Below are 12556 nucleotides of genomic sequence, written 5' to 3'. Positions count from 1 at the left end.
GGCCGCCGACCCGCCGCCGCCATGATCAACTGGACGGTCGGGCGGCGACGGGCGGTCGGCCCGGTCTCGACAGGTCAGCCGACCCGTTCGATCTCCACCCGGTTGATCACGACGTCGCTGAGCGGACGGTCCGCCGGGTTCGTGGCGGTGGTGGCGATCGAGTCGACGACCTTCACCGAGTCCTGGTCCGCGACCTGACCGAAGATGGTGTGCCGGTTGTTCAGGTGCGGCGTCGGGCTGACGGTGATGAAGAACTGCGAACCGTTGGTGCCCGGCCCGGCGTTCGCCATCGCCAACAGGTACGGCCGGTCGAACCGCAGCTCCGGGTGGAACTCGTCGGCGAACGTGTAGCCCGGGCCGCCCCGGCCGGTGCCGGTCGGGTCGCCCATCTGGACCATGAACCCGCTGATCACACGGTGCGAGATGGTGCCGTCGTAGTACGGACCGCTACCCGGCTGACCGGTGCGCGGGTCCGTGTACTCACGGGTTCCCTCGGCGAGTTCGACGAAGTTGCGGACCGTCTTCGGTGCGTGGTTGGCGAACAGCTCCAACCGGATCGGTCCGTGATTGGTGTGCAAGGTGGCGTAGACAGCCTCAGCCACGGGTACTCCTCAGTTGTTGGTCAGTTCCATGCGAATCCTCCCATGTGCCCGATCCGGCTACACGGAGGCACCCGAAGGTGGAGGATGACGGCGTAACGACAGCACAGGAGGTAGGCAGCGGTGTTGAGGATCTCCAGGCGGGCCAGGCGGCGGGACCTCGTCCGAGCGGAGCTCGGCGAGAGCCTTGATCATTTCATGCAGGCGGCGACGCATGCGGCCGGGGGCGTCGGCGCCACCGTCGGCCCACGGATCCACGCCGCCCGGACAGCGGTCGGGCCGACCGCCGACCGGATGCGCGACTCGGCATCGCAGGGCATGACCCGGACCATGGCCACGCTGGCGCCGCTGGCGGTGGCCGCCGCAGACGGTGCCCGCCAGGCCGGCCGGGCGACCAGGAAGGCTAAGGCGACGAACATGTTGGCAGCGAGAAAATCCGGGATGCGGGCGATGGCGGCCGCCAAGTCCACCGGACGCACCAAGGCCGTGAAGGCCAAGGCGATGAAGACCCGCGCGAAGAACTCGCGCTTCACTCCCGGTCGCGGCAAGGACGCCGGCCGCCGTCGGTGGCCGATGATCGTCGGCCTGCTGGCGGCCGCCGGTGCGCTCGGCACGATGGCGGTACGCCGTCGACGCGCCGCCCAGTGGGAGGAGTACGACCCGGGCCAGGCACTGGACTCGATGCGAGCCGCCAGCAACGCCACCGACGCCTCGGCCGTCCCCAGCCCGATGCCCGGCACCAACTCGTCGACGGCGAACCCGTCGCCGTCGTCGACCACCGGCGCCAACTGAGGGTCGACCACCGGCGCTGCCCGAGGGTCGACCACCGGCGCTGCCCGAGACCGGCACCGCTCGGCGGGCCGGCCGCGGACCACCTGTCCGCTGCCGGCCCGCGGTCGTGTCGCAGTCCGCGGTCGTGTCGCAGTCCGCCGTCGTGTCGCAGTCCGCGCCGGCCGGGCGTTGACCGGAGTCAGAGCCAGCCGTTACGCCGGAACGACCGGTACAGCACCAGGGAGATGCTCAGCATCAACGCGAGCACGATCGGGTAGCCGAACTTCCAGTCCGTCTCCGGCATGAACTCGAAGTTCATGCCGTAGATCCCGGCCAGTGCGGTCCACACCGCCGCGATACCGGCCCAGGCCGCGATCTTGCGCATGTCGTTGTTCTGCGCCACGGTCACCTGCGCCAACCGGGCCTGCAGAATCGAGTTCAGCAGGTCGTCGTACGCGTTGATCTGCTCGACGACCCGGCTGAGATGGTCCTGCACGTCGCGGAAGTAGCGGCGGACCTCCGCCGGCACCTCCTCGTTGATCTCGGCCGTCAAGGTCATCATCGGCCGCTGCAACGGGGCCACCGTGCGCTTGAACTCGACCAGCTCGCGCTTCAACTGGTAGATCTCGTGCACCTTGTCGCTGGCCTCCGGCGAGAACACGTCCGCCTCGACGGTCTCCAGATCGGTCTCGATCCGGTCGACCACTTCCAGGTAGAGGTCCACCACCCGGTCGGTCACCGCGTACGCCACCGCCCACGGCCCCTGCGTCATCAGCTCCCGGTTGCGTTCCAGATCGGCCCGCACCGGCGACAGGCGGCAGGCGTCGCCGTGCCGCACGCTGATCACGAACCCCCGCCCGATGAAGAGCATCACCTGGCCGGTCTCGACCACTTCCGAGTCGCCGGTCAGTTTCTCGTGGTCGACGTACCGGGCGGTCCGCAGCACCAGGAAGTTGACCTCGCCGAACTGCTCCAGCTTCGGCCGCTGCTCGGCCTTGACCGCGTCCTCCACCGCCAGCTCGTGCAGTCCGTACGTGTCGGCGATGCCGGCCATCTCCGCCAGGCTCGGCTCGTGCAGCCCCAGCCAGACGAAGGCGTTGGTCTCCTGCCGGGCGGTCGCCAACGCCTCGGGATGCTGCCACGATCCGGGCTGGCGGACCCCGTCGATGTAGAGCGCACAGTCGACGATCCCGCTGCGCTCCGGTAGCGGCTCCGGCTCCGGCTCCGGCCCGGTCTCGGTGGAGTGCAGCATCCGGCTGACCGCCCGTACCGGGGCCGTCCAGGCCCGCGACAGGGCCCGGCTGCTGCCGCCATCTGGCCATCGCGGCTGCCCGCCAGCGGAATCCGCCATCAGCCCGCCTCCCTCCCGGTGCCCGCACGGCAGCCGTCCTGAGAAACAGGAAACCACCACACGACACGCCCCCGGCGCCCTTCGCGGGCACCGGGGGCGTGATCCGAAAACTCGTGAAGCTACGCCCCGCGTACCTCGTCGACCGCCTCGGCCAGCCGGCGGACGCCTTCGTCGATCTGGTCGACCGTCACCGCCGAGTAGGCCAGGCGCAGCGCATGGTCACCGCCGGACAGCAGGAAGTCGCTGCCCTTGACCACAGCGACGCCGCGCTGCGCCGCCGCCGGCACCAACGCGTCGACCGCCACGTCGTCGGGCAACTCGACCCACAGGAAGTAGCCGCCGTCCGGCTCGGTGAACCGTACCCCTGGGATGTGCTTGCGCAGCGACTCGCCCAGCACCCGGGCCCGCTCGGACAGCGCGGTACGCACGGTGGCGATCGACCGGTCCAGGTCGCCGGAGACGCAGAACTGGTGCACGATCGCCTGCGCCACCATGCCCGGCGAGATGTAGAGGTTGGTGGCCCGCCCGGCGATCGTCTTGATCAGCCCGGCCTCGCCGACCAGGTAGCCGACCCGGACCCCCGGGCAGACGGTCTTGGTGAAACTGGAGGCGTGCACCACCACACCGTCGGTGTCCAGCGAGAGCATCGACGGCAGCGCCTCGCCCCGGAACCGGATGTCGGCGTACGGGTCGTCCTCGAAGATGGTGAAGCCGAACTCGACCGCCAGTTCCAGCAGTGCCCGTCGCTTCGCCGCCGACAGGGTCACCCCGGCCGGGTTCTGGTAGTTCGGAATGATGTGCGCCAGCTTCGGCCGGACCCCGGACTCCAGCAGCTTGCGCAGCTCGTCGGTGTCCAGCCCGTCCGACTCGATCGTGACCGGGTGCACCTGCGCACCGAGCTGACGCAGGTTGAGCAGCGTCCGGTCGTAGGTCGGCCGTTCGACCACCACCGCGTCGCCCGGCTGCACCAGGTGGTCGAAGAGGAACGCGTCGGCCTGCAGGGAACCGTTGGTGACCAGCACCTGCTCCGGCGCTACCCCGTGCTTGTCGGCGATCCAGCGGCGCAGCGGAAGGTAACCGACGGAGGTACCGTACGCGGTCACCCCGGCCGGATCGGCGTCGAAGGCCCGCCCGGCGGCGGCCTTCAGCCCGTCGATGTCGACGATGTCCAGCGAGGGCGCCCCACGGGCGAAGGAGATCAGCTGCTCGGCGCTCATGGCTGCCAGCGTACGACGCGATCAGCCGATCGCCTCCGGCTGGTGTGGCAGGACACTCACCGGCACCACCGGGGCAGCGCCCGGGGCAGCGCCGGGATCGGCGACGGTCCGGTCGACGGTCCGGTCGACGGTCCAGACCTTGAGCAGGTCCCGAACCGACACCACGCCGACGACCTCGCCGTCGTCGAGCACCACCAGATGTCGGAAGCCGCCCCTGACCATCGCCTGCGCCGCCTCGGTCAGCGTCGTGTCCGGCCCGGCGTAGACCACGTCCCAGGTCAGGTGGGCCCGGGTGGGTTCGACGTCGGGATCGAGTCCGGCACCGACGGCGTACAGCACGTCGCGCTCGGTCATGATGCCGATGCCCTGCGAATCGGGATCGGCCACCACCACCGATCCGATCCGCCGGGCGGCCATCATCTGCGCGGCCTGCCGCAACGTGTGATCGGGACCAACCATCAAGATCCGGCGGGACATGACATCTTCGACGCGCATCACGCATCACCTCCCGAAAATGCACGGTACGGACATCGTGACCTGCATCCGGGCGGTCCACAAGAGCCTGACCCGTCCGCTGCGCCGGGCGGTCCGCCGCTCGTCCTGGTTCTTCCCCGGGGCGGATCGCTACTGTCACAGACGTGTCCGCCCCACCCCCTGAGCGGGACGCACCCGGCCAGCCGCTGCGGTGCGCCGCAGCGCTGATCGTCGACGACGACGGCCGGATCTTCTTTCAGCGCCGGTCGCCGTACCGGCGGCTCTTCCCCGACACCTGGGACATCGTCGGCGGCCACGTCGAACCGGGCGAAACCCTGCTCGACACCCTGCACCGGGAGGTACAGGAAGAAACCGGGTGGCGGGTCGCCCAGATCCTGGCCGAGGTCGGTGAGTACCGCTACGTCGGCGACGACGGCATCGCCCGGGTCGAGGTCGACTACCTGGTACGGGTCGACGGCGACCTGGCCCACCCCGTCCTCGAGCCCGGCAAGCACACCGAGTTCCGCTGGCTGCGCGCCGACGAACTCGACGTCCTCGACGAGTCGGCCGACGTCAACGACGGCCTGATCCGCCGGATAGCCGACAACGGCTTCGCCGTCCTGCGCACCCTGGGCCTGTGAGCAGCGCCGACCAACTGTGGCTGCCCGGCCACCGGTGCGCCGCGCTCACCGCACCCGCCGTGGACCGGGTCTACCGCGCGGCGATGACCGCCGCCGCCAGCGCCGGCACCGAACTGCAGCAACGGTACGGCGGACCGGCCGCCGTCGGGTTCCTCATCGATCTGCGTACCCGACTCGCCGCCCCCGGCGGACTGGTCGCCGCCGCCGGCTTCGCCGCCGTCACCCGTTACCACGACCCGGCGAGCTGCCAGCGGGTCCTCGACAAGCAGGTCGCCTACGGCATGGTGGTACGCCACCCGGACGGCGCGCTTCGGGCCACCGAACGCGGCGGCGCCTACCTGACCGACCTGTACGCGCTGCACGCCGAGGTGACCGCGACGATCTGGGGCAGCGAACACGCCAGCCGGCTGGCGCGGCTGGTCGACCTCACCGGCCGGCTGCTGGCCGCCGCGCTGACCGGCACCGACTCCGATCACCAGCCGGCCACCGACGCTCGGCCGACGGCCGACGGTCAACCGACGGCCGACGGTCAGGACCCGAACGACGGCCAGGACGCCTTCGGTGCCGTCGCCCCACCGTACGAACCGGAAGGGACCCCGGCCGGGGTGCTGCTGCTGAATCGGCTCTGCGCGCTGCGCTACCACCGGGCCGACGCGCACGCCGCCGCGTGGACAGCCGCCGGGCACACCTCCCGCAGCATCATCGACCTGCCGCCCGGACCCGCCCGGCTCGCCATCGAGCAGGAGACCGACCGGCGGGCGGCCGGGCCCTACCAGGCACTGGACCCGGACCAGCGGGTGACCCTGCTCGCCGACCTCGCTGCGCTCCCCGGCTGAGCCGCTATCCTCCACCGGTACCCCACACCCCACCCCTTACCAGGAGGACCGCCTGATGATCGGTCTCGTGCTCGCCGCCGGAGCGGGCCGGCGACTACGCCCGTACACCGACACCCTGCCGAAGGCACTGGTGCCGGTCGACGGGGAGACCACGATCCTGGACATCGGGCTGCGTAACCTCGCCGCCGCCGGGCTCACCGACGTGGTCGTGGTGGTCGGCTACGCCGCCGACGCCGTCCGCGCCCGCCAGGCCGACCTGCAGGCCCGCCACGGCGTAGCGCTGACCCTGGTGCACAACGACCGGGCCGAGGAGTGGAACAACGCGTACTCGCTGTGGCTGGCCCGCGACCACTTCGCCGCCGGTGCCCTGCTGGTCAACGGCGACACCGTGCACCCGGCCAGCGTCGAGCAGACCCTGCTGACCGGGCGGGGGCCGAGCATCCTGCTCGCCGTCGACGACGTGAAGAAGCTCGCCGACGAGGAGATGAAGGTCGTCTTCGACGACGCCGGGCAGCTGACCCGGATCACCAAGCTGATGGACCCGGCGCAGGCCCACGGCGAGTACATCGGTGCCACCCTGATCGAGTCCTCGGCCGCCGCCGGGCTCGCCGAGGCGTTGGAGGCGACCTGGCGGCGGGATCCGAACCTCTACTACGAGGACGGCTACCAGGAGTACGCCGACCGTGGTGGCGAGGTGCGCGGCGCCCCGATCGGCGACGTCGCCTGGGTCGAGGTGGACAACCACGACGACCTGACCAGGGCACGGGACATCGCATGCCGCTACTAGCCCGTACCGTCCACACCCCACTGGCCATCGACGTACGCCGGGGTGCGGTCGCCGGCCTGGGCGCGCTGCTGGCCGACCGACGGATCTCCGGCGGCGGCGAGGTCGCCGTGGTCGTCGGCCCTGGCCAGGGGGAACGGATCGCCGAACTGATCGCTCCCGGTCTCGGCCGCGCCGACGTGTTCACCGTCGCCGGCGGCACCCTGCAGGCCGCCCACGAGCTGGGCGAGAAGCTGCGGCAACGCTCCTACGACGCGGTGGTCGGCATCGGCGGCGGCAAGACCATCGACACCGCCAAGTACGCCGCCTCCCGGTACGCCATCCCGATGGTGAGCGTCGCGACCAGCCTGGCCAACGACGGGATCGCCTCCCCGGTGGCGTCACTGGACCATGACGGCGGGCGCGGCTCGTACGGCGTACACATCCCGCTGGCGATCGTCGTCGACCTGGACTTCGTCTCCGACGGCCCGGACCGGCAGACCCGGGCCGGCATCGGCGACGCGTTGAGCAACATCAGCGCGGTCGCCGACTGGGAGCTGGCGCACGCCGTCCGCGACGAACCGATCGACGGTCTCGCCGTGACGCTGGCCCGCACCGGTGCCGAGGCGCTGCTCAACCACCCGGGCGGCCTCGGCGACGACGCATTCCTGACCACCCTCGCCGAGGCGCTGATCCTGGGCGGCATCGCGATGGCGGTCTGCGGGTCGAGCCGGCCGGCCAGCGGCGGCTGTCACGAGATCTCGCACGCCATCGATCTGCTGTACCCGGGCACCGGCTCGCACGGCGAGCAGGTCGGTCTCGGCGCGCTGTTCTGTACGTTCCTGCGGGGCGACCGGCTGCGGTTCGCCCAGCTGGCGGCGGCGCTGGGCCGGCACGGTCTACCGCTGCGCCCGGCCGATCTGGGGCTGTCCGACGCCGACTTCGTCGCCGCCGTCGGGCACGCTCCGCACACCCGGCCGGACCGGTACACCATCCTGGAGCACCTGCACCTCGATGCGACCGCCGTCGAGGAGCGGCTGGCAGAATACCTCGGTGCCCTCAGCAGCTTCGCAAGGTGAACAGATCGTTACCGTCCCGCTCCTGACAGATTTCTACCAGGCCAACAGGGGGGGTGGGCTGTTCAGCGAGGCGGTCAGCCAGCGGCTGGGCGCGGTGTTCGCGTACGCCGGTGCCCGGCTGCGGCTGGCACCGACGGTGCTGACCGTGGCGAACCTGCTGCTCGGGCTGGCCGCGTCGGTCGCGGTGATCACGTCCGCCGACGCGGTGGCCGCCGGGTCCGTGCCGGCCTGGCTGATCGGGCTGGTCGCGCTGGTCGGCTGGCAGATCGCGTACGCGTTGGACTGTGCCGACGGTCAGTTGGCCAGGGTGACCGGGCAGACCAGCCGGGCCGGTGCCCGGGTCGACGTACTCTGCGACGTGGCCGCCCAGATCGCGCTGGTCACCGCACTGTCGACGGTCGCGGTGGCGCAGTCCCCGGCGACCCCGGTGTGGCTGGTCGCGGCGTTCGCCGGCACCTGGATGGTGAACCTGGTGACCTCGGTGATGCAGGCCGGCCCGAACGCGGCCAGCATGGTCACCTCGACCTCGCTACCCGTACGGCTGGTGAAGCTGATCCGCGACTACGGTGCGGTGATCTTCGTCGCCGGAGTGGTGCTGACCGCCGCACCGGCGCTGGCGGTCTGGGTGATCGCCGCGTTCACCGTGGTCAACGGGGGCTTCCTGCTCGCCAGCATCACCTTCTCCGCCCGCTCCGCCCTCCGCTGACGGCTCGACGGTCAGCCGGTCCCTCTGGTCCCGGTGCTGACCGCGTCGTAGACGGCGAGGTGCTGCTTCATGACCACGTCGGGGTGGAAGGTGGTCTCGTAGCGGGCGCGGGCGACGCCGGTCAGGGCGGCAACGCCGTCGCGGGCGACCGGCAGCGCCGCGGCCAACGCGGCCGCCTCCGGCGGCACCACCCAGCCGGCAGCGGTGGCGGCAGGGTCTGCGGCGTCGGCGCCCACCAGGTACGGGATGCCGCCAAGGGCCGTGCCGAGCACCGGCCGGCCACTGGCCAACGCCTCGATCACCACGGTCGGCAGAACGTCGTGCCAGGTGGAGACGGCCAGCACCACGGCGGTGGCGCGCAGCGCGTCGCGTACCGCCGACCTGTCCAGCGGGCCGAGGAAGTCGATGTCGGCACGGCCGGCGGCGGCGGCCTCGACCAGCTCGCGCAGTTCGCCGTCGCCACCGACGCGCAGCGTGCCGAGCGACCCCTCCGGATGCCGCTGCCATGCGTCGAGCAGCAGGCCGATGCCCTTCTCCGGGGTGAGCCGGCCGAGGAAGAGGAAGCCCTCGCCGAGCGGTGCGGGTGGGCCGGGGTCGGGAATCGCGTTCGGCTTGACCACGATCCGTTCGTCGGGGACGCCGTAGTCGCGCAGGTGCGCGGCGACCGCAGAGGTGAGCGCGATGAACCGGTCGACCGAGCGCCAGGTGGGCCGGTGCAGCGCCAGGGTCGCGGCCATCACCGCGCTCTGCGCCCGCGAGCCCCGGTAGCAGCGGTGCACCACGCCGGGCAGGCCGATCGCCCGGCCCTGGCAGTCGGTGCAGATCCGCCCGTCACGGAAGTACAGCCCGGCCGAGCAGACCTGCCGGTAGTTGTGCACGGTGTGCACCACCGGCACCCGGTGCCGGTGCGCCGTGCGGATCGCCCAGGGCGAGATCAGCGGGTACGGGTTGTGCAGGTGCAGCACGTCCGGCCGGTGGGTGGCGAGCAGCCGGTCCAGGTCCCGCTGGGCGGCCGGGGCGTAGCTGGGCGAGATCGGCAGCAGCGCCTTGCCGGTCGCCGGCAGCGCCGGAATGTCGTCGGAGCTGCGCAGGAACGGGATCACCTCGACACCGGCGGCGGCGAGCTGGTCGATCTCGCTGTCGACGATGACGTTCTCCCCGGAGGGCTGGGCCTGCCGGTATCGGTTGTGCGCCACGACGACTCTCACCGGGTCAACCCTCCTGCTCGACGTCGTCAGACGCTACCGTCTGAGGGGTGCCCGAGTTGCCGGAGGTGCAGGCGCTCGCGGCCTACCTGCGCCAGCGCGCGGTGGGCCGCCAGGTGGAGCGTGTCGACGTGTCGGCGATCAGCGCCCTGAAGACCTACGATCCGCCGCTGTCGGCGCTGGCCGGGCTGGAGATCACCGGCGCCGGCCGGCACGGCAAGTTCCTGGACGTGGAGCTCGGCGGTGAGCTGCACCTGGTGGTGCATCTGGCGCGGGCCGGCTGGCTGCACTACCGGGAGAGTTTCCCGTCGGCGACGCCGCTGAAGCCGGGCAAGGGGCCGATCGCGGTCCGGGTCCGACTCGACGACGGTTCCGGGTTCGACCTGACCGAGGCCGGTACGCAGAAGAAGTTGGCGACGTACCTGGTCACCGACCCGACGCAGGTGCCGGGGGTGGCCAGACTGGGTCCGGACGTGCTCACCGTGGACGCGGCCACCTTCGGGCAGCGGCTGCGGGGCCGGCGTGGGCAGGTCAAAGGGGTGTTGACCACGCAGGAGGTGGTGGCCGGCGTCGGCAACGCGTACTCCGACGAGATTCTGCACTCCGCCCGGCTGTCGCCGTTCGCGCTGACCCACCGGCTCACCGACGATCAGATGTCGGCGCTGTACGCCGCCACCCGACGGGTGCTGACCGACGCGGTGGACCGCTCGGTGGGTCAGCGGGCGGCGACGTTGAAGGGCGAGAAGCGATCCGGAATGACAGTGCACGGTCGCACCGGGTTACCATGTCCGGTATGCGGGGATAAAATCAGAGAAGTCTCTTTTGCAGATTCGAGCCTGCAGTACTGCCCCACCTGCCAGACCGGCGGCACCCCACTTGCTGACCGACGGTTGTCCCGCCTTGTGCGTTAGGTGACGAAATCGGGGTCTGAGCGGTGATCATCCCCCGCTACGGCGATGCGCACCACAACGGAGACTTCCGTGGTGACGATCCATCGGTATAGTGGCCCGGTCCCAAAGCTTCAGCACCATCACCGACCACCGGCACCCACCCTTCGGACGAGGGGCGTAAAGTCTTTCGGGTCACCGTCCGTGTACGGGCGCCGTGGGAGACTGAGCTGGTGGGCGAGCCAGGCCTTCACGGAGAGTGGGCGGCACGTGTCACGCGGGAGGACGTGGGTGAGGTGACGACAAGCCTCGAACGCCCGGTAACCAATACCAGCCGGAGCAACAGGTTGCGCCACGTCGACAGCTTCGAGATCCAGCCGCCCGCGCCGCCGCCGACCAACGGCGTACCCCGGTCGGCGTGGGCCCGGGCACGCCGACGCGCGTCGCGGTGGCACCGGCCGTACACCGCGATCCTGCTCCTGCTCGACTTCGTCGCGGCGGTGCTCGCCAGCTACATCTCGATCTCCCTGTTCGAGAAGGCCACCTCCGGCTTCTCCGACGCCGACAAGGACGCCACCTGGTTCCACACGGTCACCTACCTGCTCCTGCCGCTCGGCTGGGTGGTGGTGCTCTGGGGCACCGGCGCGTACGACCGGCGCTACCTCGGCCTGGGCACCGACGAGTTCAAGCGGGTGCTGCGCGCCGGCGTGACGGTCGCCGCGAGCGTGTCGTTCCTCGCCTTCGCCACCAAGACCGACCTGTCCCGGCTCTCGGTCGCCACCGCGCTCATCGGCGCACTCGCCCTGATCCTGCTGTTCCGGTTCCTCGCCCGGTACGCCCTGCACGTGCTGCGCCGCCGCGTCGGCCACGCCGCACACCGCATGGTGCTGGTCGGTACGCTGCCGGAGGCCCTGGAGGTCTTCACCGCGGTCACCCGCAGCCCGGCCGCCGGGCTGATCCCGGTCGCCATCCACCTCACCGACGGATACGCCGCCGCCCGCGGCATCGACACCCCGGTCCCGGTGTACGCCGGACGCAACGTGCTCGCCCTGGTCCGTGAGGTCGGAGCCGACACCATCGCGGTCTGCGGCTCGGCCAGCTCCGAGCCGGGTGAGCTGCGCCGGCTGGCCTGGCAGCTGGAGGGCAGCGGCATCGACCTGATCGTCGCCCCGCAGCTGACCGACATCGCCGGGCCCCGGGTGCACATCCGCCCGATCGAGGGCCTGCCGCTGCTGCACGTCGAGGAGCCGACGCTCTCCGGGCTGGGTTGGCTGGCCAAGAACCTGCTCGACCGGGTCGCCGCCGGGCTCGGGCTGATCGCGTTGGCGCCGCTGTTCGTCGCGGTGGCGATCGCCATCCGGATGTCCGACCAGGGGCCGGTGTTCTTCCGGCAGTCGCGCGTCGGCCACGAGGGCAAGGTGTTCCAGGTCTGGAAGTTCCGGACCATGTACGTCGACGCCGAGGAGCGGCTCGCCTCCCTGGTGGACCAGAACGAGACCGACGGGATGCTCTTCAAGATCCGCAACGATCCACGGGTCTTCCCGATCGGCCGGTTCCTGCGCGCCAGCTCGATCGACGAGCTGCCGCAGCTGATCAACGTACTCCGGGGTGAGATGTCCCTGGTCGGGCCGCGCCCGCTGCCCGCCGACGACGGTGACTTCCTCGGCGACGTCCGACGCCGGCTGCTGGTCCGCCCCGGTATGACCGGTCTGTGGCAGGTCTCCGGGCGCTCCGACCTGTCCTGGGACGAGGCGGTCCGGCTCGACCTCTACTACGTCGACAACTGGTCGCTCACCTACGACCTGAGCATCCTGTGGCGGACCATCGGCGTCGTGCTGGCCCGCAAGGGCGCGTACTGACCGCCCTTTGGCGGCCGGTACCACCCGGCGGCGGGGCACCGGCCGGTCCGCCGGCCGGACGGTCCGCCGGCCGCACGGTCCGCCGGCCGCACGGTCCGCCGGCAGCCGGTAGCCGACCGTTGACCGAATGACCATCGCGCCGAACTTGGCAGCACCGCCGGCACCGGA

Annotated in this window: 12 protein-coding genes and 1 pseudogene; 8 read left to right on the top strand and 5 right to left on the bottom strand. The window is 71.2% G+C overall.

The window, feature by feature from the left end; genetic code table 11:
* Positions 1 to 74: 74 nt before the first annotated feature.
* Complete coding sequence (locus O7623_RS21345; protein ID WP_282224786.1) at positions 75 to 602, bottom strand: peptidylprolyl isomerase; 528 nt, start codon at positions 600 to 602, stop codon at positions 75 to 77.
* Between the two features lie 195 nt (positions 603 to 797).
* On the opposite strand from O7623_RS21345, the gene O7623_RS21340 reads away from it, so the two are divergent.
* Positions 798 to 1391: a hypothetical protein gene (locus O7623_RS21340; RefSeq protein ID WP_282224785.1), complete on the top strand. Its 594-nt coding sequence runs from the start codon at positions 798 to 800 to the stop codon at positions 1389 to 1391.
* Positions 1392 to 1569: 178 nt separating this feature from the next.
* On the opposite strand, the gene corA is transcribed toward O7623_RS21340, so the two are convergent.
* From corA to O7623_RS21325, 3 genes and pseudogenes are all read right to left on the bottom strand, one after another.
* Entirely contained in the window at positions 1570 to 2622 is a 1053-nt protein-coding gene (gene corA, locus O7623_RS21335; RefSeq protein ID WP_282229501.1) for a magnesium/cobalt transporter CorA, read from the bottom strand.
* A 218-nt stretch (positions 2623 to 2840) separates the two neighbouring features.
* On the bottom strand, positions 2841 to 3938 hold the full coding sequence (locus O7623_RS21330; protein ID WP_282224784.1) for a PLP-dependent aminotransferase family protein: 1098 nt from the start codon (positions 3936 to 3938) through the stop codon (positions 2841 to 2843).
* A 132-nt stretch (positions 3939 to 4070) separates the two neighbouring features.
* Positions 4071 to 4433 (bottom strand): annotated as a pseudogene (locus tag O7623_RS21325) (CBS domain-containing protein); the annotation flags it as partial.
* A gap of 143 nt (positions 4434 to 4576) precedes the next feature.
* On the opposite strand from O7623_RS21325, the gene O7623_RS21320 reads away from it, so the two are divergent.
* From O7623_RS21320 to O7623_RS21300, 5 genes are read left to right on the top strand one after another with little or no spacing between them, the layout of a single operon-like run.
* Positions 4577 to 5053, top strand: coding sequence for an NUDIX domain-containing protein (locus O7623_RS21320; RefSeq protein ID WP_282224783.1), 477 nt, complete (start codon positions 4577 to 4579; stop codon positions 5051 to 5053).
* Positions 5050 to 5889, top strand: coding sequence for a hypothetical protein (locus O7623_RS21315; RefSeq protein ID WP_282224782.1), 840 nt, complete (start codon positions 5050 to 5052; stop codon positions 5887 to 5889). The genes O7623_RS21320 and O7623_RS21315 overlap by 4 nt, the downstream gene beginning before the upstream one ends.
* A gap of 55 nt (positions 5890 to 5944) precedes the next feature.
* Positions 5945 to 6676 carry a phosphocholine cytidylyltransferase family protein gene (locus tag O7623_RS21310; RefSeq protein ID WP_282224781.1) on the top strand — a complete coding sequence of 244 codons (732 nt, stop codon included), beginning with the start codon at positions 5945 to 5947 and terminating at the stop codon, positions 6674 to 6676.
* The gene (locus O7623_RS21305) at positions 6664 to 7731 is read left to right on the top strand and encodes an iron-containing alcohol dehydrogenase family protein (RefSeq protein WP_282224780.1); all 1068 of its coding nucleotides are present in this window, start codon (positions 6664 to 6666) and stop codon (positions 7729 to 7731) included. Before O7623_RS21310 ends, O7623_RS21305 begins: the two co-directional genes overlap by 13 nt.
* A complete protein-coding gene (locus O7623_RS21300) occupies positions 7706 to 8437 on the top strand; it encodes a CDP-alcohol phosphatidyltransferase family protein (protein WP_282224779.1) in 732 nt (243 codons plus the stop codon). The genes O7623_RS21305 and O7623_RS21300 overlap by 26 nt, the downstream gene beginning before the upstream one ends.
* An 11-nt stretch (positions 8438 to 8448) precedes the next feature.
* On the opposite strand, the gene O7623_RS21295 is transcribed toward O7623_RS21300, so the two are convergent.
* A complete protein-coding gene (locus tag O7623_RS21295) occupies positions 8449 to 9645 on the bottom strand; it encodes a glycosyltransferase family 4 protein (RefSeq protein WP_282224778.1) in 1197 nt (398 codons plus the stop codon).
* 47 nt (positions 9646 to 9692) lie between these two features.
* Between O7623_RS21295 and O7623_RS21290 the strand changes: the two genes are divergently transcribed.
* The gene (locus O7623_RS21290; protein ID WP_282224777.1) at positions 9693 to 10553 is read left to right on the top strand and encodes a DNA-formamidopyrimidine glycosylase family protein; all 861 of its coding nucleotides are present in this window, start codon (positions 9693 to 9695) and stop codon (positions 10551 to 10553) included.
* A gap of 323 nt (positions 10554 to 10876) precedes the next feature.
* On the top strand, positions 10877 to 12388 hold the full coding sequence (locus O7623_RS21285) for a sugar transferase (protein ID WP_282224776.1): 1512 nt from the start codon (positions 10877 to 10879) through the stop codon (positions 12386 to 12388).
* The last annotated feature ends 168 nt before the right edge of the window (positions 12389 to 12556 follow it).

Origin of the sequence: Solwaraspora sp. WMMD791, assembly GCF_029581195.1 — a bacterium.
In the GTDB taxonomy this organism is placed as follows: Bacteria; Actinomycetota; Actinomycetes; order Mycobacteriales; family Micromonosporaceae; genus Micromonospora_E.
This window is presented reverse-complemented; position numbering and strand designations above follow the sequence as displayed.

Bases quoted from the DNA above. Each gene is read 5' to 3' on its own strand.
- O7623_RS21340 (WP_282224785.1), top strand. From the start codon at position 798: ATGCAGGCGGCGACGCATGCGGCCGGGGGCGTCGGCGCCACCGTCGGC.
- corA (WP_282229501.1), bottom strand. From the start codon at position 2,622: ATGCTGCACTCCACCGAGACCGGGCCGGAGCCGGAGCCGGAGCCGCTA.
- O7623_RS21330 (WP_282224784.1), bottom strand. From the start codon at position 3,938: ATGAGCGCCGAGCAGCTGATCTCCTTCGCCCGTGGGGCGCCCTCGCTG.
- O7623_RS21310 (WP_282224781.1), top strand. From the start codon at position 5,945: ATGATCGGTCTCGTGCTCGCCGCCGGAGCGGGCCGGCGACTACGCCCG.
- O7623_RS21305 (WP_282224780.1), top strand. From the start codon at position 6,664: ATGCCGCTACTAGCCCGTACCGTCCACACCCCACTGGCCATCGACGTA.